Source organism: Vibrio sp. YQ_11 (assembly GCF_043103065.1).
Classification (GTDB): Bacteria; Pseudomonadota; Gammaproteobacteria; order Enterobacterales; family Vibrionaceae; genus Vibrio; species Vibrio parahaemolyticus.
In genome coordinates, this window is record NZ_JBICJM010000052.1 from 165,911 (window position 1) to 186,208 (window position 20,298).

The following is a 20,298-nucleotide window of genomic DNA, read 5'->3' on the forward strand; positions in this document are numbered from 1 at the left end:
AAAGATAATTTCCATGAGCAATGAAATGAAAATCCTATTAGCTAACCCACGCGGTTTTTGTGCTGGTGTTGACCGTGCGATTAGCATCGTAGAGCGTGCGCTAGAGCTGTATCAGCCACCGATTTATGTTCGCCATGAAGTGGTACATAACCGTTTTGTGGTTGAGGGGCTAAAGCAACGAGGCGCTATCTTCGTTGAAGAGCTACATGAAGTGCCTGACAACAACATCGTGATTTTCTCTGCTCATGGTGTATCGCAAGCGGTTCGCCAAGAAGCAAAACAGCGTGATCTGACGGTATTTGATGCAACCTGCCCATTGGTAACGAAAGTTCATATGGAAGTTGCTCGTGCAAGCCGCCGCAATATGGAAGTGGTTCTGATTGGTCATGCTGGTCACCCAGAAGTCGAAGGTACCATGGGTCAGTACTCAAGCGAAACTGGCGGCATGTACTTAGTGGAAACTCCTGCGGACGTTGAGAAACTAAAAGCGATCGTGAAAGATCCATCGGATCTGCACTATGTAAGCCAAACCACATTGTCTGTCGATGAAACCGCTGATGTGATTGAAGAGCTACGCCGCGTATTTCCTGACATCCAAGGCCCACGTAAAGACGATATTTGTTACGCAACACAAAACCGCCAAGATGCCGTGCGAGAGCTGGCTGGTGATGTGGATGTAATGGTGGTTGTGGGTTCTAAGAATTCTTCAAACTCTACTCGTCTTAAAGAGTTGGCTGAGAAACTTGGCACGCCTGGTTACTTGACGGATTGTCCTGAAGATATCAAGCCTGAGTGGTTTGAAGGTAAGACAAAAGTAGGTGTGACAGCGGGTGCTTCTGCGCCAGAAGAGTTGGTGAATCAGATTCTTGAGCGTATCAAAGAGCTAGTGGGTGCACGCTCAGTCGATGAAGTCTTAGGTCGAGAAGAAAACATGTTCTTCGAAGTACCAAAAGAGCTGCAAATCAAGCAAGTGGACTGATATCCATTTATCGAATATTCAAAAGGCGACCTCAAGGTCGCCTTTTTTGATCACATGTTTCGCTCATATTCGGCACTTAGTGGCTGATACCTAGCATCTCTTTGAGTACTTTGAGGTAACGACGGCTTACTGGGATCTCAAAGCCTGTTTTGGTGATGATTTCGGCTAGACCATTTTCCAGCAGCTTGATTTCACTGATGGCTTTAATGCTCACTAAATATTGGCGATGACAACGCACTAAGGGCGTTTTTTCTTCCAGTGTTTTTAACGTGAGCTGAGTGCTTGCTGTTTGGCTGGTGGAACGTACATGCACACCGCTAATATCGCTATAAGCACATTCCACCGTCTCGGTTGCCATGATCACAATCCGATTGTGTCCAATACAAGGAATTTGATCCAAAGTCTCGGGTGTAATCGCAGACAGTTGTTGAGTTAACGCTGATTGACTGATCACCTTGTTTAGGCGCTTAACGGTTTTGTTCAAGCGGCATGGGTCGACAGGTTTGAGGAGATAATCAAACGCGTTATCTTCAAAAGCTTGGATTGCGTATTGGTCATAAGCGGTAACAAAAACCACATACGGCATGGTTTCAGGATCGAGCATGCCAAGCAGCTCGATCCCGGTTACTTGAGGCATTTGGATATCTAAGAACACCACATCAGGTTTGAGCTCGTTGATTTTTTTGAGGCCCAAGATGGCATTGGACGCATCACCGACCACCTCCACTTGACCTGTTTCATCCAAGAGCTCTGCCAGCTCTTCTCGAGCAAACTGTTCATCATCAATGACGAGTGCGGTTAACATCCAACATTACCTTTATTGCTGCTGATTGGGTTTATGATTTCGGGGGAATGATAAAGCTCATTTTAGTAAATTGATGCGTCACACACGCAATTTTTAGCGCTGAGTCACGCCCAAATTGATTAGTGAGACGTTTGTCTACAATTTCCAAGCCTAAACCTGAGTGGTTGTCTTTTGGTGGCTGGAAACTGCCTGCGTTGTCCTCGACCGTAATCAGGTGTCCTTGAGGGTGCGCTTCGCTGTAAATTTTAACTTTTCCACCTTCAAGCATATTGGAGATGCCGTGTTTGATGGCATTTTCCACCAAGGGTTGAAGTGTAAAACTTGGCAGCTTGATATCGAGCAACTCTGGGTCGATATCTATTTCTACTTCCAAGCGATCCGTGAAGCGTGCTTTTTCGATACTGAGGTAAGAATTGACGTGTGCAAGCTCTTCTTTCAGCGTCACCGTATTGATGTTCTGTTTTAAGTTACTGCGGAAGAAATGCGACAAGTTTTGGATAAGCTCACGGGCTTTATCTGGGTCGCGGCGTGTAATTGCACTGATGGTATTGAGCGCGTTAAACAAAAAGTGAGGGTTTACCTGCGCGTGCAGCAGTTTGATTTCTGCCTGCGCTAACAGCGCTTGTTGTTGTTGATAATCGCCATACAAAATTTGGCTGGAGAGCAACTGAGCTATCCCTTCTGCCATTGACATGTTGGCGGTTGAGAACAGCTTACGCTTAGGTTCATAGAGTTTGATTGTTCCGATGACCGCCTTACCCGCTCGCAATGGAATGATCAACGCCGAACCGAGTTTGCAATCTTTCGCCAAAGAACACTGATACGGACGCTCTGTACCATCAAGATAGATGATGTCGTTTTTCTCCATCGAATCTAATGTGCTTTGCGATGAAATAGGTGTATTCGGTCTATGGTGGTCATCGCCAATGCCGACAAACGCCAAAATCTTCTCTTGGTCAGTAATTGCAACTGCGCCAACCTTGGTTTCTTCGTAAATGATACGAGCGATTTTTTCTGCATTCTCGGTGTTAAAACCGTTGCTCAAAATGCCTACGGAGCGATCGGCGATGGTAAGCGCGCGGCGTGAAAAGGTTGCGGAGTACTTTTCAAAAATGGTTTTTCTATCTTGTAGGATGCTCATGAAAAGTGCGGCACCGAACGAGTTGGCAATGATCATCGGAGCGGCAATCGCTGACACCAGTTCGTAGGCTTGGTCGAAGGGTTTGGCTACCGCCAACAACAAAATCATCTGCACAACTTCGGCAACAAATGTCACGCTGAACACCACGCTTGGGTTGAACAGCAATGCGCCCTTGTTGCGTTTGATAAGGTAGACATGTAACAAGCCACCAATCACGCCTTCAGCAGTGGTTGAAATAGCACAGGCTAGGTCGGTAAAGCCACCAAGTGAATAACGATGAATCCCGCCGGTTAAGCCGACAGCAAAACCGACTACTGGCCCGCCGAACAACCCACCCATGACAGCGCCAATGGCACGCGTGTTGGCGATTGCATCATTGATGTGCAGGCCAAAGTACGTCCCGAGGATACAAAAGCCAGAAAAGAGCACGTAGCAAATCAAACGATGGCTAAGGCGAGACGAAATACTCAGTAGCGGTAAGATGATGGGTGTTTTACTCAGCATGTAAGCCAAGACTAAGTAAACACACATTTGCTGCAAGAGAGAGATAACCAGTTCCATAGCGAACCTAACCTGAAATTAATGTTGTTATTGTATACCTAAACAACCTCAAGGTTTTATCGGCCTTTAAAGTCATTTAGGTATAAAACAAAAAGAGCCTGCAAACGGCAGGCTCCTTGTCTTAACCAGTCAATATGTGGTTGGCTTACGCAGTTTCTGTGACTGCTTGTGGTTTTTCTTCATCCGCCAGTTCAGATTCGCCTTTACCTTTAGAGGTTTTGATAACGTAACCTGTAACGACTAGAGAGAAGATGACACCCGCGATAGTCGACACTTGCATTGGTAGGCCGAAACCTAGTGAGCTGTTGTTCAGAATGAAAGTTACACACACTGTAGTCATGAACATTGCAGGGATAGTTGTAATCCAGTGCAGTTTGTTGTGACGCAGTAGGTAAGCTGACGCAGTCCACAACATCATTACTGCGGTTGTTTGGTTTGCGAAGCCGAAGTAACGCCAGATGATGCCAAAGTCTACTTGAGTCAACACTCCACCGATAACGAATAGCGGTACAGCCATTAGTAGACGGTTACGTAGTGTTTTCTGTTCCATGTTGAAGTATTCAGCAAGGATTAGACGGCTTGAACGGAACGCAGTGTCACCTGAAGTGATTGGTAGGATAACCACGCCTAGGAAAGCAATGATACCACCGAATACACCTAGTAGACCAAATGACGCGCTGTATACCACGTTACCAGGACCACCGTTTTTCACTGCTTCAGAAAGCGCTTCTAGAGAGCCGAAGAATGATAGGGCGATAGCACACCAGATTAGAGCGATAACACCTTCACCAATCATTGCACCGTAGAATACGAAGCGACCGTTTTTCTCGTTTTCCATACAACGCGCCATTAGTGGCGACTGAGTTGCGTGGAAGCCAGAGATTGCACCACAAGCGATAGTGATGAACAGCGCAGGCCATAAAGGCATATCATTTGGATTTAGGTTAGAGAACATGTCTGTTACTTGGAAATCACCCATCACTGTGTGCTCGCTAGATAGAGCAACCGCAGTCATTAGACCAACCGACATGAAGATAAGTAGTGCGCCAAATAGAGGGTAGAAACGACCGATGATCTTATCTACTGGAACGATTGTCGCGATGATGTAGTAAGCAAAAATAACTACAACCATTGTTGTCATGCTTACGTTTAGGCTGGTTTGATCATTGATTAGGTTTGTGATCATGCCCGCTGGCGCTGATACGAATACCACACCAACAAGAAGCAACAGGACAATGGCAAAGATATTCATAAAGTGTTTTGCGCCATTACCTAGGTAGCGACCAGTAATCGTTGGCACTGATGCACCGCCGTTACGCACAGAAAGCATACCTGAGAAGTAATCGTGTACGGCACCTGCAAAGATACAACCTACAACAATCCAAAGCATTGCGGCTGGGCCGTAAAGTGCACCCATGATTGGGCCAAAGATAGGACCTACACCAGCGATGTTAAGTAGCTGAACTAGGTAAACCTTCTTTGTTGACATTGGAACAAAGTCAACACCATCCGTTTTGGTGTGTGCAGGGGTTTGGCGTTTCTCATTGATGCCGAAAATTTTCTCAACGAAAGCGCCGTAGATGAAGTATCCGCCGATGAGGGCAGCGACACAAGTTAGAAACCACATCATAGCAATTGTCCTTGGTTGGGTAGGGTAATTTTTTAATTTCAGGGTGCATGTTATGCGCTACTTTTGTTAATTGCATTCGCTTAGTAGATGAGTGGTCGAATACAGTAGCGAGTGGTCGATATACCGATTGAGTGGTTTGTGATGCTAGTGAGTGGCGCGTTTTATCATTAAGTGGTTTAACGGCAGCGTGAGTGGCGAAATCTGGGTGTTGAGCGGCAGATTCAGAGAATTAGTGATAAGCTTGTTTTGAAAACAATCAGTTAAGGAAGAGTTATGAAAAAAGCGACGTTGGGGTTGGCGCTGGTATTATTGGCTGGGTGTGCTGCAACCACGGAAGATCTCGCCAAATCGGGTGATTGGTATCAGATTGGTTATCAAGATGGCATCGCAGGACACACTTCTCGTAGTGTAAAAGAGCTGAAAACGTTGGGCATTGCTAATCCTGGTGATTATGACCGTGGCTATTTGGAAGGTGTCGCTGAATATTGCAATCCAGACTTTGCTTATCAAATGGGTCTATCTGGCCAATATTATGAGGGTGTCTGTGAGGGCACTGAGCAAGCGCAAAAATTCCGTATGGAATGGCAACGAGGCTGGAACGAATACAGTAATTAACGCCAAGACTCATTCTGTTTCATAATCAAGACGATAGTTTGGCTTGTTGAACTTCTGACAATTCTATCGGATCGCTTTGGTCTACTTGGCTCATTGAGATTGAGTAATAAGTGATATTGAAATATGAAAAAGTACTTTTTAGTTGCGTTAGTATTACTGCCGCTAACCGCAAGTGCCAGCAATATGCTGAAAGATACGATCAAAGCGAAACGCAAATACGACCATAACAAGCATCAGATTACGAATACGCTCAATAATACCAAGCGGGATATTGAAGATCTCACCAACGGTACTTACGTGCAAAACAAAATGAAACGGGAAGTAAACGAGGCGACAAGCCAGTACACGAATAAAGTGGAACGCGTTAAAAATGCCACTGATCCAGACCAGCTCAAGCGTAAGGTGAATAACGAGTTAAATCGCGAATTTGATGAGTGGTTGTATGACGAGGATTGATGCTTGATGTATCAGCTCCGGCAAAAAGATAAGGTGGCCCATGAGCCACCTTTTTACTGTCCAACCTTCTTACATTAGGTCAGTTTGCTTTGTGGCTTTCTACCGCTTTACGCAAGAAGCCCTCTTGATGATGAAGGTGCTGACGTGCGGACTCGATATCAAGATCGGTCAAGATCATTAAGATTGCCAGTTTCACCTCATAATTGGTCTGCTTAAGTACCTCGGTTGCCTCTTCTTTAGTGCACTCCGTCGCCTGCATAACAATGCGAGCAGCACGCGCGACCAATTTGTTGTTGGTCGCTTTCACGTCCACCATCAAGTTTTGGTAGCTCTTACCTAAACGGATCATACTTGCTGTAGTGAGCATGTTGAGCACCAACTTTTGAGCGGTGCCTGATTTTAAGCGAGTGGACCCCGTCAAGGCTTCTGGGCCAACAACGGGACTTATTGCGATATCAGCAATATCTGCGATAGGAGAATCCGGATTGCACGACAACGCAACGGTAGTTGATCCAATCGTATTCGCGTATTCCAAACCGCCAATCACATAAGGTGTACGACCACTGGCTGCTATTCCTACCAGTACATCATTGCTGCTGAAGTCGATATCCTTTAAATCTTGCTCACCAAGTTGAGGTGAATCCTCTGCACCTTCTTTGGCTTTTAGTATCGCTTCTGGGCCACCAGCGATAAGGCCGATCACCATTTTGTCCGATACGCCAAACGTTGGTGGGCATTCCGAGGCATCCAGTACACCTAAACGGCCGCTCGTGCCTGCACCCATATAAATTAAGCGTCCACCCACTTTAAAGGCGTCGGTGATCTTATCGACCGCTTGAGCAATCTCAGGCAGCACTTTTTCAACGGCAAGCGGAACGAGTTTGTCCTGTTGGTTGATGCGCTGAACAATATCGAGAGAAGGCAGCAAGTCGATGTCCATGGTATCTGGATTTCGCCCTTCAGATACCAGATGGGATAAAGCTGCGATAAGTGCATCGTTCGTCATAATGAATTAAGCCTTTTTGTTTAGGGTCTATTGCCCTTAATTTTTTGAATAGAGCACACCAAGTGAAGCGAGGCGACTTGCCCCTGTGACTTCCGGTAAATTGCTAGGGAGGCCATGAATATGGCGCTGCGCAAGCCAAGCAAACGCCATTGCTTCCATGTAGTCGCCATCAACGCCTTTATCGGTAGTGGTTGCCACATGCCATTGGGGGAGAAGTTCAGCTAAACGTTGCATCAACAGTGGGTTGCGTGCACCGCCGCCGCAAACCAACAGCTGAGGAGTCTCGCCATACGTGAACTTTGTTACGTCATGCGCAATAGTGATCGCGGTGTATTCGCACAAGGTGCGTTGGACGTCTTCGACGGATACATCGTAATTGGCTAACTGGTGATGTAGCCAATCCATGTTGAACAGTTCACGTCCGGTACTCTTCGGGGCAGACATTGCGAGATAAGGCTCTTTAAGTAAATGAGCCAGCAATGCTTCGTTGACGTTGCCTCGCTGGGCAAGTTGCGCGTCTTTGTCGAAACCGTGACCAGTATGTCGCTCACACCATGCGTCCATCAACATATTGCCCGGCCCTGTATCGTAGCCGTGCACGGGTTGCTGCGGATGCAAAACCGAAATGTTGGCAATGCCGCCGATGTTTAGCACGACCGTTGTGGAATCTTGCATGGCAAAGATGCTTTTGTGAAAAGCGGGAACCAGTGGAGCACCTTGTCCACCCAGCGCCATGTCTTTACGACGAAAATCCGCTACCGTATCAATGCCTGTTTTGACCGCGATAATGTTGGCATCGCCCAATTGAGTGGTAAATGGCAAGTCTCCGGTAGGCTGATGGAACACTGTCTGACCGTGATTACCAATCGCACGAATTTGTTCTGCGACGTAACCAGACTTATTGAGTAGCTGCAACACGGCATCTGCAAATAGGTGGCCGAGCTGGTGGTCAAGTTCACCGATGGCTTTTAAGTTTGTCGCTTGACCGGTACAAACCGATAACAGCATTTCTTTCATCGCCGCAGGCATTGGATAGTCGTCGTGCGCAATTAAGCGAACGTGATTATCTGTAATCTCAACCAGAGCGGTATCAACGCCGTCCATACTGGTTCCAGACATCACACCAATGTACAGTTCGTTAAATTTCATAGCCGATCTCGTCAATTCTTCATTCACTTATTGTAAAGCAAATCTGAAGCGAATAACCTCATCGAATACGAGATATTCAGCCGATTTTGAGGAGAAAAAATGGGACCGTTATGGGTTGACGTTACGGGTTATGAACTGACCGCAGAAGACAAAGAAATTCTGGAACATCCTAAGGTTGGTGGCTTGATCCTATTTACTCGTAACTATCATGATAGTGAACAGCTTCAAGCACTTACTCAATCTATCCGCAAAGCTGTGAAACGCCCATTCCTGATTGGTGTGGATCAAGAGGGCGGGCGAGTACAACGCTTTCGTGAAGGTTTCTCGTTAATCCCTGCCGCCGACGAATACGCCAAACATCACAATGGCGAAGAGCTAGCACGTATGGGCGGTTGGTTAATGGCAGCCGAGTTGATTGCTCACGACATCGATTTAAGCTTTGCACCCGTGCTCGACAAAGGTCATCAATGTAAAGCGATCGGTAACCGTGCATTTGGTGAAGATGCCGATACCATCCTTCGTTATAGCACCGCTTATATGCAGGGTATGAAGAGCGTAGGAATGGCGACGACCGGAAAACACTTCCCGGGTCATGGTGGTGTGATTGCTGACTCACATTTAGAAACGCCATACGACGAACGCAGCGACATTTTTGAACAAGACATGGCTATCTTCAAAGCGCAAATTGATGCCAGTATTTTAGATGCCATGATGCCTGCTCACGTGATTTTCCCAAACTACGATTCTCAGCCCGCAAGTGGTTCTGAATACTGGTTGAAACACGTTTTACGTCAACAGCTTGGTTTTAAAGGCTTAATTTTCTCCGATGATTTGACGATGGAAGGCGCAGCGATCATGGGCAGCCCCGCCGAGCGTGGGGCTCAAGCCATGAAAGCCGGTTGCGATATGCTATTGATGTGTAATAAGCGTGAAGCACAAGTTGAAGTGTTGGATAACTTGCCTGTTTCAACCGTGCCACTGGCGGATGCGCTACTCAAAAAACAGTCGTTTTCTTTAAGCGATCTCAAATTGTCTCATGAGTGGAAAGCGGCGAGTGAAGCGATGAAACGCTTGACCAGCTAAACCTCTCGTAAACTGTTAAAAACACCAATTAGAAGCCAAAGCTCATTAGACTTTGGCTTTTTCTTTGTGTGTAAATTTATTTTTACAGTAAATGTTTTTTATTGTGTACGCTTGTTTTTCTTTTTTAGCCTGTTATCTTGTCGTTAAAGCTTAGTTGTCTCGCCAAGGATTTGGTTGGGTGTAAAAATAAATATACAGGTTTGAATTATGCAAAAAAGTGAATTGAGCAATATTAACATCAGCGATGAACAGGTTCTTATTACGCCAGATGAGCTAAAAGTGAAGCTTCCTCTTAGTGAAAAGGCGCGCCGTTTTATTCAAGAATCTCGCCAAACCATCGCCAACATCATTCACAAAAAAGACCATCGCCTACTTGTTGTATGTGGACCATGCTCTATCCATGACATTGAAGCCGCAAAGGATTACGCGAAGCGTCTAAAAGCTCTTTCTGAACAACTAAGCGACCAACTGTATATTGTAATGCGTGTTTACTTTGAGAAACCGCGCACCACGGTCGGCTGGAAAGGCCTGATCAATGACCCACACCTAGACGGCAGCTTCGACATTGAACACGGTCTGCATGTAGGACGTGAACTGCTGGTGGAACTGGCGGAAATGGAAATCCCACTTGCAACCGAAGCCCTTGACCCAATTAGCCCACAATACTTAGCCGATACTTTTAGTTGGGCAGCGATCGGCGCACGCACAACAGAATCACAAACACACCGTGAGATGGCTAGTGGTCTTTCGATGCCGATTGGCTTTAAGAATGGCACAGATGGCAGTTTGGCAACCGCAATCAATGCGATGCAGGCAGCCTCTTCTAGCCACCGCTTTATGGGCATCAACCGTGAAGGTCAAGTGGCGTTGCTCACAACCCAAGGTAACCCGAATGGCCACGTGATCCTACGTGGTGGTAAACAGACGAACTACGATTCAGTTTCCGTTACGGAATGCGAACAAGAAATGGCGAAATCAGGTCTTGAAGCGTCATTGATGGTGGATTGCAGCCATGCAAACTCACGCAAAGATTACCGTCGTCAGCCATTGGTCGCAGAAGATGTGATTCACCAAATCCGTGAAGGGAACAAGTCGATCATCGGTTTGATGATCGAGAGCCACATCAATGAAGGTAATCAATCTTCTGATCTGGCTTTGGATGAGATGAAATACGGCGTATCTATCACTGACGCTTGTATTAATTGGGAGTCAACTGAGGCACTATTACGTCATGCACACGAAGAGCTGGTGCCTTTCTTAGAAAACCGCCTTAAAGGCTAAAACGGAACTTATTTAAGGAACATCAATGGCAGTTGAACTTAACGCATTGCGCGACCAGATTGATGCAGTCGACAAACAAATGCTTGAGCTTTTGGCTCAGCGTTTAGCGCTGGTAGAAAAAGTTGGGGAAGTAAAAAGCGAACACGGTTTGCCTATTTATGCCCCTGATCGTGAAGCGGCGATGCTGGCGTCTCGCCGAGCAGAAGCTGAGAAAATGGGTGTCCCACCTCAGCTTATCGAAGACATTCTTCGTCGTACCATGCGTGAGTCTTATGCCAGCGAGAAAGATTCCGGTTTTAAGTGTTTGAACCCAGAATTACGTTCAGTGGTCATTATTGGTGGTAATGGCCAGTTAGGCGGTCTGTTTGGCCGCATGTTCAAGCTATCAGGTTACCAAGTGAAAGTTTTGGGTAGCAAAGATTGGGGTCGTGCGGATGAGATTCTCAAAGACGCAGGCTTAGTGGTTGTCACCGTACCGATTCACCTGACGGAAGGGGTGATTGAAAAACTGGGCAACTTGCCACAAGACTGCATTCTGTGTGACCTGACGTCTATCAAGTCAAAGCCGCTGCAAGCGATGTTGAATGTGCACGCTGGACCTGTGGTTGGTTTACACCCGATGTTCGGCCCTGATGTTCCTAGTCTTGCCAAGCAGGTGATTGTGTACTGTGATGGGCGTGGCAGCGAGCAATACCAATGGTTGTTGCAACAGTTTGGTATTTGGGGCGCGAGCTTGTGTCAGATTGATGCGCAAGAGCACGATCATGGCATGACGTTAATTCAAGCGCTGCGCCACTTCACGTCATTTGCTTACGGAATGCACCTTAGCAAAGAGAACCCGAATATTGAGCAACTGTTGAAACTGAGCTCGCCAATTTATCGTCTTGAATTAGCAATGGTGGGGCGTCTGTTTGGTCAGGATCCGAATCTCTACGGTGACATCATTCTCGCATCGCAAGAGAACATCGATATGATCAAGCGTTTCCATCAACGCTTTGGGGAAGCGCTTGCGATTTTAGACAGCAAAGACAAAGCCAAATTTGTAGAAAGTTTTGAGCAGGTGAGTGATTGGTTTGGTCAATACTCTCAGCAATTTATGAACGAGAGCCAAAACTTACTCAAACAGGCGAATGACAATATCCATCGTGGATAATGTTATCCTCTTAAAAGAAAAGAGCAGCTCTAGGCTGCTCTTTCTATTTCAAGGAATGACATCAGTTAATAATCGTTTCGTTGTTGTCTTCACTGGAAACAGTATTAATCGTTGTGTCGCGGTAGGGTGAGTTAGTTAAGTTGATTTGTAGACGCACTACATTATCAATCAACTGAACTAATGGACCCCATTTCACCATCTTCTCTTTCTCAAACACGTAGTTGAAGTTTTCTGGCGTCCACTCCATTAGTGATTGAGGATTAAGTGTGCGACCTAGAAATCTCACTTCATAGTGCAAATGTGGGCCGGTTGAATTTCCTGAGTTACCACATTGCGCAATGACATCACCTTTACTAACAAACTGGCCGCTTTTGACATTGAACTTGTTCAAGTGAGCGAAAGAGCTAGAGAAACCAAAAGAGTGACGAAGGGTGAGGTAGTTACCATAACCTTTGTTTCCTGGACGTACGGTTTCAACCACACCGTCTGCAGGCGCGAGGATTTCTTCACCGCGCTTACAGGTCAAATCGATACCAGTATGCACGTGTCTTCTGCCTGAGATAGGATTGATCCGACTGCCGTAAGAAGAAGAGATTCGTTGATACGTCACTGGGCTGTCATTCGGAATCAAACGGAACATGGTCGCACGAACCGCAGAATCTATAGCTGCTGCATCAATTCGCTCTTCTAAGGCGAGGTTGTTCTCATCGATAGACAGCTCTTCATCAGCAAGGCCGAGTACCGATTCCACATCAAATACGCGCTTTCCGAGCAGCTGAATCTGGTTGTTCTTGTCCGTCAAAGCTTGAGAGAGTGAGTGGTTGGTATCCAATTGCTCTTCATAGAGCGCTGTGATTTCTGCTTTCTCGCTTTCTAGTTTGGTAATGGTTTGCGCCAACGTTGTCTGATTATGAATCTGTTGCTGGTTCAAATACCAAGCCCCGCCGACAACGGCAGGTAAGGCGATGATCGAAGTTAATATGGTTAGGACCGAACCGCGGCCCAAATAAAATTGCTGATCACCGTTTTTAGTGGGGATCTGCATGATGATTTTTTTAGACATAATTATTGTTACTTAAATAGGCGTTGATTTATTTTTCCCCTAAATCGGAAAGATGGTCTAACTCTCGATTCAGAAGTTCGTTATTGCCTACATTCAATTCGATAAATCGTTTTAATTGGCTAATGCTTTCAATGCCGATGTTGGTGATCTTGAGCCGTATTTGGTCTTGAGCGACGTCTACGATCTGTGCCGTTAACGTAATCTCTTGTTCAGACTGGTGGAATGAGAAACCGACATCAACCAAAAGTGCAGGATTCAATGTATCTAAGCCTTCGGCTTGTAAGAGCAAACCATGCAAGGAAAGATCTTGAATCGTAGCGTTAAGTCTCAAATCACGTTGTTCTAACTGAGCTGGAGCTTGGTAGATGATGCGTGAAAAGCGTCTTTTCTCCGTCATATTGCGCTCTCTAAGGCATTTAAACAGATTGAATAGTATATCAAGAAGAACAAAAAGTGTTCGAATGTTGTTTAAAAACTGTCGGGAACGCTACAGAGTTACGTAAGTACACGGTCATATTTTTCACTGACCCAATGACTCTCAAATCATCAAATACCTTAATAACGCCAATCAATATGGCCCAGAAAGGCGCTTTTAACTGGCTGGGGTATACGACAAAGGCCGCTATGATAGCGGCCTTTGTATAAATTACCAACAGACTTTCCAGAAAGCGTAAGTTTCGGTGTCAGTCTGTCGTAATCATTATTTCGCAATACGTTTGTATTTGATGCGGTGCGGCTCTGCAGCTTCAGGGCCCAACGTTTTCTTCAACCAATCCATGTACTCAGTGTAGTTACCTTCGTAGAAGTTAACTTGGCCTTCGTCACGGTAGTCGATGATGTGCGTTGCAATACGGTCTAGGAACCAACGGTCGTGCGAGATAACCATTGCACAGCCCGGGAACTCTAGTAGTGCTTCTTCTAAAGCTCGTAGCGTTTCAACGTCAAGGTCGTTGGTTGGTTCGTCGAGTAGTAGTACGTTACCGCCCGCTTTAAGCAGTTTTGCTAGGTGTACACGGTTACGCTCACCACCAGATAGCTCGCCAATCACTTTCTGTTGGTCTGAGCCTTTGAAGTTGAAACGTGAACAGTACGCACGCGCAGGGATTTCAAAGTTGTTGATCTTGATGATATCAGCGCCTTCAGAAATCTCTTGGAATACCGTGTTCTTATCGTTCATTGAATCACGGAACTGCTCAACAGATGCGAGTTTCACTGTGTCACCCATCTCAATGGTACCTGAGTCAGGTTGTTCAGTGCCGCTTAGCATCTTGAATAGCGTTGATTTACCCGCGCCGTTGGCACCGATGATACCCACGATCGCACCTTTAGGCATGTTGAACGATAGGTCATCAATCAGAACGCGACCGTCAAACGACTTAGTCAGGTTCTTCACTTCAATCACTTTGTCACCTAGACGCTCACCTGGTGGGATGAACAGCTCGTTGGTTTCGTTACGTTTTTGGTGCTCAGTGTTTTGTAGCTCTTCAAAGCGCGCCATACGTGCTTTAGATTTTGCTTGGCGACCTTTAGGGTTTTTACGTACCCATTCAAGTTCTTTCTCGATGGTCTTTTGGCGAGCGCTTTCTTGTGATGCTTCTTGTTGTAGACGTGCATCTTTCTGCTCTAGCCAAGAGGTGTAGTTACCTTCCCATGGAATACCTTCACCACGGTCAAGTTCAAGAATCCAACCTGCTGCGTTGTCTAGGAAGTAACGGTCGTGGGTGATCGCCACAACAGTGCCAGAGTAATCCACTAGGAAGCGTTCTAGCCATGCAACCGACTCTGCATCCAAGTGGTTGGTTGGTTCGTCGAGTAGTAGCATGTCTGGTTTCGATAGAAGCAGACGACAAATTGCTACACGGCGACGTTCACCACCAGATAGGTGAGCGATTTTTTGGTCCCACTCAGGTAGACGAAGTGCATCTGCCGCACGCTCTAGCGTGTTTTCTAGGTTGTGGCCGTCTTTTGCTTGGATCAGAGCTTCTAGTTCACCTTGCTCTTTCGCTAGGGCATCAAAGTCTGCATCTGGTTCTGCGTATGCAGCGTACACAGCATCAAGACGTTTCAGTGCGTCAGCAACGTCAGCAACTGCTTCTTCAACGACTTCACGAACGGTTTTCGATTCATCGAGTACTGGTTCTTGCGGTAGGTAGCCAACATTTAGGCCCGGTTGTGGACGTGCTTCACCGTCGATATCCGTGTCGATACCAGCCATGATACGTAGCAGGGTAGATTTACCTGCACCGTTCAGACCTAAAACACCGATTTTCGCACCAGGGAAGAAGCTCAGAGAGATGTCTTTAAGAATTTGACGCTTAGGTGGCACAATTTTGCTCACCCGCGACATGGTATATACGTATTCAGCCATTGCCGATCGTTCCTAAATTAACAGTCATTCAAACCCACTATTTTATACCAACTCCCTCTGTTTTGTTACCGGATTGCAAGAATTTCCCTATGGATGAGATTTCTTATTTTCAGCTGACCGGAAACTTACACGGTTAGGGTATACACTTTTGTTATTCGCTTTGATTTTAGGAGCGTCTGCATTGCTTATTGGGAACATCATGCCTCTATTGTCTTAAAAGTTTCACGAGTACAAATTTTAATACACCAAGTTGTTTTACAGTGATAGCCGCATTCCAAACGAATGAATGCATGGATTCAAAGCGCCTTCAAAACACTGAACTCTAAGAAAACTAGGCTTTGGGGCAGTAAATGTCTGGGGAAAATGACACAAATGAGATTCAACGTATCTGAATTGGCTAAAAACGTATGTTATGCCGCTGCGTTATGTGCAGTGAGCATGACGGCAAACGCGTCGCTCAGCTTAGAAAAGCAGCGCGAAGTATATGAACAAGCTCAAGATTTATTAGATAAGAATGACATTGACGGATACTTATCTATTCGTCCAAAAATTGCTGATTATCCACTGACTCCTTATGTGGATTACCGAACGTTCATCAGGCAGCTATCCATGAAATCACCACAACAAGTGGATGCTTTCATTAATGAGCATGAGGCGTTCCCTTTCTCACGTCGCATTCGTGCGCCTTATCTCGATAACTTGTACAAACAGAAAGATTGGAAAAACATCACTGAGTTTCAAAAAGTCATTCCAAGTGGTGAGCGTTATCAGTGTATTTTTTACGTTGCTCAGTTAAAGCAAGGCAAACAAGTTGCAGCCTTTAAAGGCGCAGAAGACATGTGGTTAAGCGGTTCTAGCATCGCGAGTGAGTGTGACCCGTTATTTAATGCTTGGGATAAAGCGGGTGGACGTACAGACGATTTGGTTCTGCAACGCATGTTGTTGGCGTTTGATGCTCGTAACGGTAGTTTGATGGCTTATTTGCAAAAGCTGCCAAGCTCTGCAAAAGCGAAACAACAAGCGCAAGAAATGAAAGCGTTGTTTGATAAACCTGCGACGGTGGCTGAGTTTGCTAAGAAAAAGCCAGCCAACGACTTTTATCGTGCTCAGAGTGAATATGCGTTAGAAAAGCTAGCTCGTATGGATGTCAATCAAGCTCAAAAAGCGTATGCGCAAGTCGTGAAAGGACAAAAGTTCTCAGCAGAAAAAGCCCAAGCACTTGCGGACTACATTGCGATTCGTCTGATTCGTACTGAATCTGATTCACTAGCCAAATGGCGAGATGATAAGACGAAAACCAGTAAAAATGTCGCTTTGATCGAAAATCGTATCCGTCTAGCAATTCAAAATGCAGATTGGAAAGGTGTTCAACAGTGGATTGCCGTACTCAACAAAGATGAGCAAGCCTCGCTCCGCTGGCAATATTGGTTAGGTCGAAGTGAGATTGCGCTGGGTGATGATATTGCTGGCAAACAGCGATTGGCGACCTTAGTTGGTCAGCGCAATTTCTACAGCGTGGCTGCGGCGAATGCGATTGGTCAGTCAATCAAATATCCATCTCATCGTATTAAGCTCGATATTAAGGTTATTCACCCGTATCAAAACTCTCTCACTCGTATTGAAGAGTTGATTGCGACAGATAAAATTGCGGCAGCGAAAAGTGAGTGGGCGCATTTGCTGAGTCGCGTAGGTAAAGATGAAAAGGCGATGTTGGCGGCGTATGCCTCATCCAAGAATTGGCATCACCTAACCGTCACAGCCAGTATCCAAGCGCAAATGTGGGACAACATTGAACTGCGATTCCCCATTGCGCACCGCTGGTGGTTCAACTTTTATGCGAAGAAGCATGACATCGACCCGATTACGATGATGTCGTTAGCCAGACAAGAAAGTGCATTGGATTCAGAGGCGCGTTCTCCGGTAGGGGCTCGCGGTATCATGCAAATCATGCCAGCGACTGCGAAGTACACGGCACGTAAATACAAGCTGACTTATCAAGGTAGTGATGATTTATACAACGTCGGCAAAAACATCGAGATCGGTAGTCATTATCTGCAAGGTTTGCTAGAGGATTACGATAATAATCGTATTTTTGCGCTCGCCGCTTATAATGCTGGCCCTAACCGAGTAAAAACGTGGCGAGAGCGAACCCAAGGCAAAGTGGACGCATACGCCTTTATTGAGGCGATTCCATTTAACGAAACTCGTGGGTATGTGCAAAACATTCTGATGTTTGAAACCTACTATCGTGATCTTTTGGGTATCGACGGCGCGTTCTTGAATCAACACGAGATCAATACCAAGTATTGAGTGAGGTAACTTGATGTCACACGAACCCGAGTACAGAGACTGGCAACAGATTGTCGAGCTAATCCGATCCAGCGTGGATAGCCAGCAACATGAGATGTTGTTAACCATGCTGATGACACCTGATGAGAGGGAATCATTAACTGCACGCGTTAACATTCTTAATGAGCTTCTCAAAGGGGAATTATCTCAACGTCAGATCAGTCAGATGCTTGGTGTTGGCATTGCCACGATCACTCGTGGCTCAAATGAGTTGAAGTCGAAATCCGAAGTGGAAAAAGACAAGCTGAAACTCTTATTAGAGCAAGTGGCTCCAGTCGCGAAGTAACAGAAAAGGGCGGAAATATCCGCCCTTTTTCGTATCTGGTAATTCGAATTAAAGATTGGCAGGGAAGTGGTCTGGATTCGTAAATGGAATCAGCGCCAGAATTAATGCTTGATGATACACCGAGCTACGAGTTAATTGGTTTTGGGTCAGCAAGCTGATTGCGCCGCCCTTTTGTTTGATGTTTTCGGTGCCAAACACTTTGTCCATCACATCACCAAGTTCATTAGCATCTGCAAGTTGAGCTAATACTTCTGGCGGTAGCATCAAACTGGCTGAGCGAGATTCTCCACGATGGGTATCTGATTCAATCACCATCCACGCAAACGTCACATTGCCTTCAATTCCAGCTTCTAAGCCAACATAAAAGTCTGCAGTTGGCATTTCCACTTTGGCATTTTTAACTCGATTGACTGCGCCGCGATGGGTCTCTTCGTTAGTCATCGGCTGATCGGCGACTTCACTCGGAACGCTGATGCCGACAAACTCAAAAGCTTGTTGAGGGAATGCGCTTTGAAATGCACTCTTTACCGCGTTGATTTTTGCAGGGTTTAGAGAGGCGATAACGACTTTTTGGGTTGCCATGATCTTTTTACTCATCGATGTCTATTAGCTCAATTTCACTTGCGTTGGTTTGATGTTTTCGCTTGGATAACAACCCAGTACTTTCAAGTGTTTAGTGATTTTTGTTAGCTCTTGCAATGCTTGCTGCATTTCGGTTGAGCCTAGGTGCGCTTCTAGATCAACGTAGAACATTTCTTCCCACGGATTACCCATGATTGGACGCGATTCTAACTTGGTCATATTGATGCCGTAGCGTTGCAGTACCAGTAGAGTTTCAACTAATGATCCCGCCTCTTGGGAGGTCGACATAATCAACGTCGTTTTGGCTGGAATTTGTGTTGAGACTTCAACTGGTTTACGCGCGACGACAATAAAGCGTGTGTGGTTTTCGGTTTGGTTTGCGATGTTGCCTTGGATCGCTTGCAGGCCGTACAACTTACCACTTGAAGCATTACCAATTGCGGCCACATCATCACGATTCATCTCTTGGACTTTTTGCATCGCGTCTGCTGTGCTTGCGCAAGACTCAAGTTTCACGCCTTTCATACGGCTTAAGAATTCGCTGCACTGTTGGTGCGGTTGCGGATGCGAGTACAGTGTTTTGATGTCTTCGAGTCGAATGTCTTTCGTTGCAACTAAGCAATGCTCGATAGGTTGAGTCAGCTCACCAACAATATACAGCGTGGTGTGTTGCAGTAGGTCATATACTTCATTGATCGAGCCCGAGCTGGTGTTTTCGATGGGCAGCACACCGTAATCAGCATGGCCAGATTCCACCGTTCGAGTCACTTCTTTGAAATGCTCACAATTTAGCTCGATAAGCTCAGTATTTTTACGACTGAAATATTCGCGGCTTGCCAAGTGCGAGTAAGAACCTTTGGCTCCCAAGAAAGCGACGCGTGCAAGTGGCTTACGGCTTTGTTGCGGGTTAACAAGGTTTTGCAGATAACCTTGTTGAAGTAAGACAGAATCTTCAATGATGGTGTGGAAAAGTTTGGTGATGTACTGAGCGTCGAGTTCGTATTTGTCTCGGCCGTTGGAAATCAGCTTAACCAACAGTTGTTGCTCTCGAACGGCATCACGAACCGGTTTTGAGGTTTGTACTTTGCTTTTGGCTACTTCAATGCTGAGTTTGCGGCGTTCAGACAGCAAGCTAAGGAGCTGGTCATCAAGCTCATTCAAGCGTAAACGAATTTCTTCAAGGGAAATAGGTTGGTCAGTCATCAATTCTTTCCTTATAAAAAAAGCCTCCCGAGTGGGGAGGCTTTCTGTTTGTTTTTGACTTTTCTTTCACAAACGAGTTAGCCCCTCCAACTATGGAAGGAAAAAGAAGTCAAAAATAAACAGTGAGGTTAAGTGCATAAATAGTGCTTAATTTATGAGTGTTTAAACACAATAAGCAAGCAGGCGGGGAGCGTCAAGCAAAAAAATAGCGCCTTTCGGCGCTACTTCCTCAATCTGGTCGGTTTACTCTTCTTCTTCCACTAGCTCAGGCTTATTGGCACGACGAGCTTCAGGTTTGTGGGTCAGCTTATTCAGTTGTCGTTCTAGTTTTTGCTCCACTTCATTGATAGCTGCGTAAAGATCTTCGTGAGTTGCTGAGGCGACAAGTTGGCCTTTAGGAACTTTAATTACCGCTTCGAATTTCTTCTGTTTATTCGGTTCCTCACTGAAAGTTGCTTGGCATCCAATAATGTCGACTTGCCATTTCTCCAGTTTTTTAAACTTGCTCTCAATATGAGCACGGATTGCAGAGGTGATTTCGATGTTTTTGCCAGTGATATTCATTGTCATAAGTGTTTTTCCTCTGTT

The 20,298-nt window shown here is 45.8% G+C and carries 19 protein-coding genes and 1 other annotated feature; of the genes, 8 read left to right on the forward strand and 11 right to left on the reverse strand.

What is annotated here, in order from left to right; translation table 11 throughout:
• Window positions 1–13: 13 nt before the first annotated feature.
• Window positions 14–979: a 4-hydroxy-3-methylbut-2-enyl diphosphate reductase gene (gene ispH, locus ACF8EG_RS24675; protein WP_005460282.1), complete on the forward strand. Its 966-nt coding sequence runs from the start codon at window positions 14–16 to the stop codon at window positions 977–979.
• 76 nt (window positions 980–1,055) lie between these two features.
• Here the strand turns inward: ispH and btsR are convergent, their stop codons facing one another.
• The 3 genes from btsR to ACF8EG_RS24690 all read right to left on the reverse strand — a co-directional run bounded on the left by btsR (window position 1,056) and on the right by ACF8EG_RS24690 (window position 5,116).
• Window positions 1,056–1,784 (reverse strand): two-component system response regulator BtsR, encoded by a 729-nt coding sequence (btsR, locus tag ACF8EG_RS24680; RefSeq protein WP_024702562.1) that lies wholly within the window; start codon window positions 1,782–1,784, stop codon window positions 1,056–1,058.
• Window positions 1,785–1,815: 31 nt separating this feature from the next.
• A complete protein-coding gene (locus ACF8EG_RS24685) occupies window positions 1,816–3,486 on the reverse strand; it encodes a sensor histidine kinase (protein ID WP_005488281.1) in 1,671 nt (556 codons plus the stop codon).
• Window positions 3,487–3,631: 145 nt separating this feature from the next.
• Window positions 3,632–5,116: a carbon starvation protein A gene (locus ACF8EG_RS24690; RefSeq protein WP_005477897.1), complete on the reverse strand. Its 1,485-nt coding sequence runs from the start codon at window positions 5,114–5,116 to the stop codon at window positions 3,632–3,634.
• Window positions 5,117–5,389: 273 nt separating this feature from the next.
• Here ACF8EG_RS24690 and ACF8EG_RS24695 point away from each other — a divergent pair, with 273 nt between their 5' ends.
• Both ACF8EG_RS24695 and ACF8EG_RS24700 read left to right on the forward strand, forming a co-directional pair.
• Complete coding sequence (locus tag ACF8EG_RS24695; protein ID WP_025522016.1) at window positions 5,390–5,731, forward strand: DUF2799 domain-containing protein; 342 nt, start codon at window positions 5,390–5,392, stop codon at window positions 5,729–5,731.
• 123 nt (window positions 5,732–5,854) lie between these two features.
• A complete protein-coding gene (locus ACF8EG_RS24700; RefSeq protein WP_021450227.1) occupies window positions 5,855–6,187 on the forward strand; it encodes a hypothetical protein in 333 nt (110 codons plus the stop codon).
• A gap of 79 nt (window positions 6,188–6,266) precedes the next feature.
• Here ACF8EG_RS24700 and murQ read toward each other — a convergent pair whose 3' ends face one another.
• Window positions 6,267–7,193: an N-acetylmuramic acid 6-phosphate etherase gene (gene murQ / locus ACF8EG_RS24705; protein WP_025578453.1), complete on the reverse strand. Its 927-nt coding sequence runs from the start codon at window positions 7,191–7,193 to the stop codon at window positions 6,267–6,269.
• Between the two features lie 36 nt (window positions 7,194–7,229).
• Complete coding sequence (locus tag ACF8EG_RS24710) at window positions 7,230–8,342, reverse strand: anhydro-N-acetylmuramic acid kinase (protein ID WP_029809654.1); 1,113 nt, start codon at window positions 8,340–8,342, stop codon at window positions 7,230–7,232.
• 99 nt (window positions 8,343–8,441) lie between these two features.
• Here ACF8EG_RS24710 and nagZ point away from each other — a divergent pair, with 99 nt between their 5' ends.
• The 3 genes from nagZ to tyrA all read left to right on the forward strand — a co-directional run bounded on the left by nagZ (window position 8,442) and on the right by tyrA (window position 11,859).
• Complete coding sequence (gene nagZ, locus ACF8EG_RS24715) at window positions 8,442–9,425, forward strand: beta-N-acetylhexosaminidase (RefSeq protein ID WP_069505170.1); 984 nt, start codon at window positions 8,442–8,444, stop codon at window positions 9,423–9,425.
• Window positions 9,426–9,632: 207 nt separating this feature from the next.
• Entirely contained in the window at window positions 9,633–10,706 is a 1,074-nt protein-coding gene (locus ACF8EG_RS24720; RefSeq protein ID WP_005488320.1) for a 3-deoxy-7-phosphoheptulonate synthase, read from the forward strand.
• A 25-nt stretch (window positions 10,707–10,731) separates the two neighbouring features.
• The gene (gene tyrA / locus ACF8EG_RS24725) at window positions 10,732–11,859 is read left to right on the forward strand and encodes a bifunctional chorismate mutase/prephenate dehydrogenase (RefSeq protein WP_025532836.1); all 1,128 of its coding nucleotides are present in this window, start codon (window positions 10,732–10,734) and stop codon (window positions 11,857–11,859) included.
• Window positions 11,860–11,920: 61 nt separating this feature from the next.
• On the opposite strand, the gene ACF8EG_RS24730 is transcribed toward tyrA, so the two are convergent.
• The 3 genes from ACF8EG_RS24730 to ettA form a co-directional block, all read right to left on the reverse strand.
• A complete protein-coding gene (locus tag ACF8EG_RS24730) occupies window positions 11,921–12,922 on the reverse strand; it encodes a M23 family metallopeptidase (protein ID WP_005477915.1) in 1,002 nt (333 codons plus the stop codon).
• A 28-nt stretch (window positions 12,923–12,950) separates the two neighbouring features.
• Window positions 12,951–13,319 carry a PilZ domain-containing protein gene (locus ACF8EG_RS24735; RefSeq protein WP_005497212.1) on the reverse strand — a complete coding sequence of 123 codons (369 nt, stop codon included), beginning with the start codon at window positions 13,317–13,319 and terminating at the stop codon, window positions 12,951–12,953.
• 303 nt (window positions 13,320–13,622) lie between these two features.
• On the reverse strand, window positions 13,623–15,290 hold the full coding sequence (ettA, locus tag ACF8EG_RS24740; protein WP_005460278.1) for an energy-dependent translational throttle protein EttA: 1,668 nt from the start codon (window positions 15,288–15,290) through the stop codon (window positions 13,623–13,625).
• A 363-nt stretch (window positions 15,291–15,653) separates the two neighbouring features.
• Between ettA and sltY the strand changes: the two genes are divergently transcribed.
• Window positions 15,654–17,600: a murein transglycosylase gene (sltY, locus tag ACF8EG_RS24745; protein ID WP_069505168.1), complete on the forward strand. Its 1,947-nt coding sequence runs from the start codon at window positions 15,654–15,656 to the stop codon at window positions 17,598–17,600.
• 13 nt (window positions 17,601–17,613) lie between these two features.
• Window positions 17,614–17,925, forward strand: coding sequence for a trp operon repressor (trpR, locus tag ACF8EG_RS24750; protein ID WP_069505166.1), 312 nt, complete (start codon window positions 17,614–17,616; stop codon window positions 17,923–17,925).
• Window positions 17,926–17,973: 48 nt separating this feature from the next.
• On the opposite strand, the gene yjjX is transcribed toward trpR, so the two are convergent.
• From yjjX to hpf, 3 genes are all read right to left on the reverse strand, one after another.
• Window positions 17,974–18,507, reverse strand: a complete 534-nt coding sequence (gene yjjX, locus ACF8EG_RS24755) for an inosine/xanthosine triphosphatase (RefSeq protein WP_021450232.1) — start codon at window positions 18,505–18,507, stop codon at window positions 17,974–17,976.
• Window positions 18,508–18,531: 24 nt separating this feature from the next.
• Window positions 18,532–19,710: a prephenate dehydratase gene (pheA, locus tag ACF8EG_RS24760; RefSeq protein WP_005468591.1), complete on the reverse strand. Its 1,179-nt coding sequence runs from the start codon at window positions 19,708–19,710 to the stop codon at window positions 18,532–18,534.
• 13 nt (window positions 19,711–19,723) lie between these two features.
• Window positions 19,724–19,846: a sequence feature (Phe leader region), on the reverse strand.
• Between the two features lie 107 nt (window positions 19,847–19,953).
• Window positions 19,954–20,280 carry a ribosome hibernation-promoting factor, HPF/YfiA family gene (gene hpf / locus ACF8EG_RS24765; RefSeq protein WP_005468590.1) on the reverse strand — a complete coding sequence of 109 codons (327 nt, stop codon included), beginning with the start codon at window positions 20,278–20,280 and terminating at the stop codon, window positions 19,954–19,956.
• Window positions 20,281–20,298 lie beyond the last annotated feature (18 nt).

What these genes read in the sequence shown, in the direction of transcription:
- ispH (WP_005460282.1), top strand. Translation starts at nt 14, where the DNA reads ATGAGCAATGAAATGAAAATCCTATTAGCTAACCCACGCGGTTTTTGT.
- btsR (WP_024702562.1), bottom strand. Translation starts at nt 1,784, where the DNA reads ATGTTAACCGCACTCGTCATTGATGATGAACAGTTTGCTCGAGAAGAG.
- ACF8EG_RS24685 (WP_005488281.1), bottom strand. Translation starts at nt 3,486, where the DNA reads ATGGAACTGGTTATCTCTCTCTTGCAGCAAATGTGTGTTTACTTAGTC.
- ACF8EG_RS24690 (WP_005477897.1), bottom strand. Translation starts at nt 5,116, where the DNA reads ATGATGTGGTTTCTAACTTGTGTCGCTGCCCTCATCGGCGGATACTTC.
- ACF8EG_RS24695 (WP_025522016.1), top strand. Translation starts at nt 5,390, where the DNA reads ATGAAAAAAGCGACGTTGGGGTTGGCGCTGGTATTATTGGCTGGGTGT.
- ACF8EG_RS24700 (WP_021450227.1), top strand. Translation starts at nt 5,855, where the DNA reads ATGAAAAAGTACTTTTTAGTTGCGTTAGTATTACTGCCGCTAACCGCA.
- murQ (WP_025578453.1), bottom strand. Translation starts at nt 7,193, where the DNA reads ATGACGAACGATGCACTTATCGCAGCTTTATCCCATCTGGTATCTGAA.
- ACF8EG_RS24710 (WP_029809654.1), bottom strand. Translation starts at nt 8,342, where the DNA reads ATGAAATTTAACGAACTGTACATTGGTGTGATGTCTGGAACCAGTATG.
- nagZ (WP_069505170.1), top strand. Translation starts at nt 8,442, where the DNA reads ATGGGACCGTTATGGGTTGACGTTACGGGTTATGAACTGACCGCAGAA.
- ACF8EG_RS24720 (WP_005488320.1), top strand. Translation starts at nt 9,633, where the DNA reads ATGCAAAAAAGTGAATTGAGCAATATTAACATCAGCGATGAACAGGTT.
- tyrA (WP_025532836.1), top strand. Translation starts at nt 10,732, where the DNA reads ATGGCAGTTGAACTTAACGCATTGCGCGACCAGATTGATGCAGTCGAC.
- ACF8EG_RS24730 (WP_005477915.1), bottom strand. Translation starts at nt 12,922, where the DNA reads ATGTCTAAAAAAATCATCATGCAGATCCCCACTAAAAACGGTGATCAG.
- ACF8EG_RS24735 (WP_005497212.1), bottom strand. Translation starts at nt 13,319, where the DNA reads ATGACGGAGAAAAGACGCTTTTCACGCATCATCTACCAAGCTCCAGCT.
- ettA (WP_005460278.1), bottom strand. Translation starts at nt 15,290, where the DNA reads ATGGCTGAATACGTATATACCATGTCGCGGGTGAGCAAAATTGTGCCA.
- sltY (WP_069505168.1), top strand. Translation starts at nt 15,654, where the DNA reads ATGACACAAATGAGATTCAACGTATCTGAATTGGCTAAAAACGTATGT.
- trpR (WP_069505166.1), top strand. Translation starts at nt 17,614, where the DNA reads ATGTCACACGAACCCGAGTACAGAGACTGGCAACAGATTGTCGAGCTA.
- yjjX (WP_021450232.1), bottom strand. Translation starts at nt 18,507, where the DNA reads ATGGCAACCCAAAAAGTCGTTATCGCCTCTCTAAACCCTGCAAAAATC.
- pheA (WP_005468591.1), bottom strand. Translation starts at nt 19,710, where the DNA reads ATGACTGACCAACCTATTTCCCTTGAAGAAATTCGTTTACGCTTGAAT.
- hpf (WP_005468590.1), bottom strand. Translation starts at nt 20,280, where the DNA reads ATGACAATGAATATCACTGGCAAAAACATCGAAATCACCTCTGCAATC.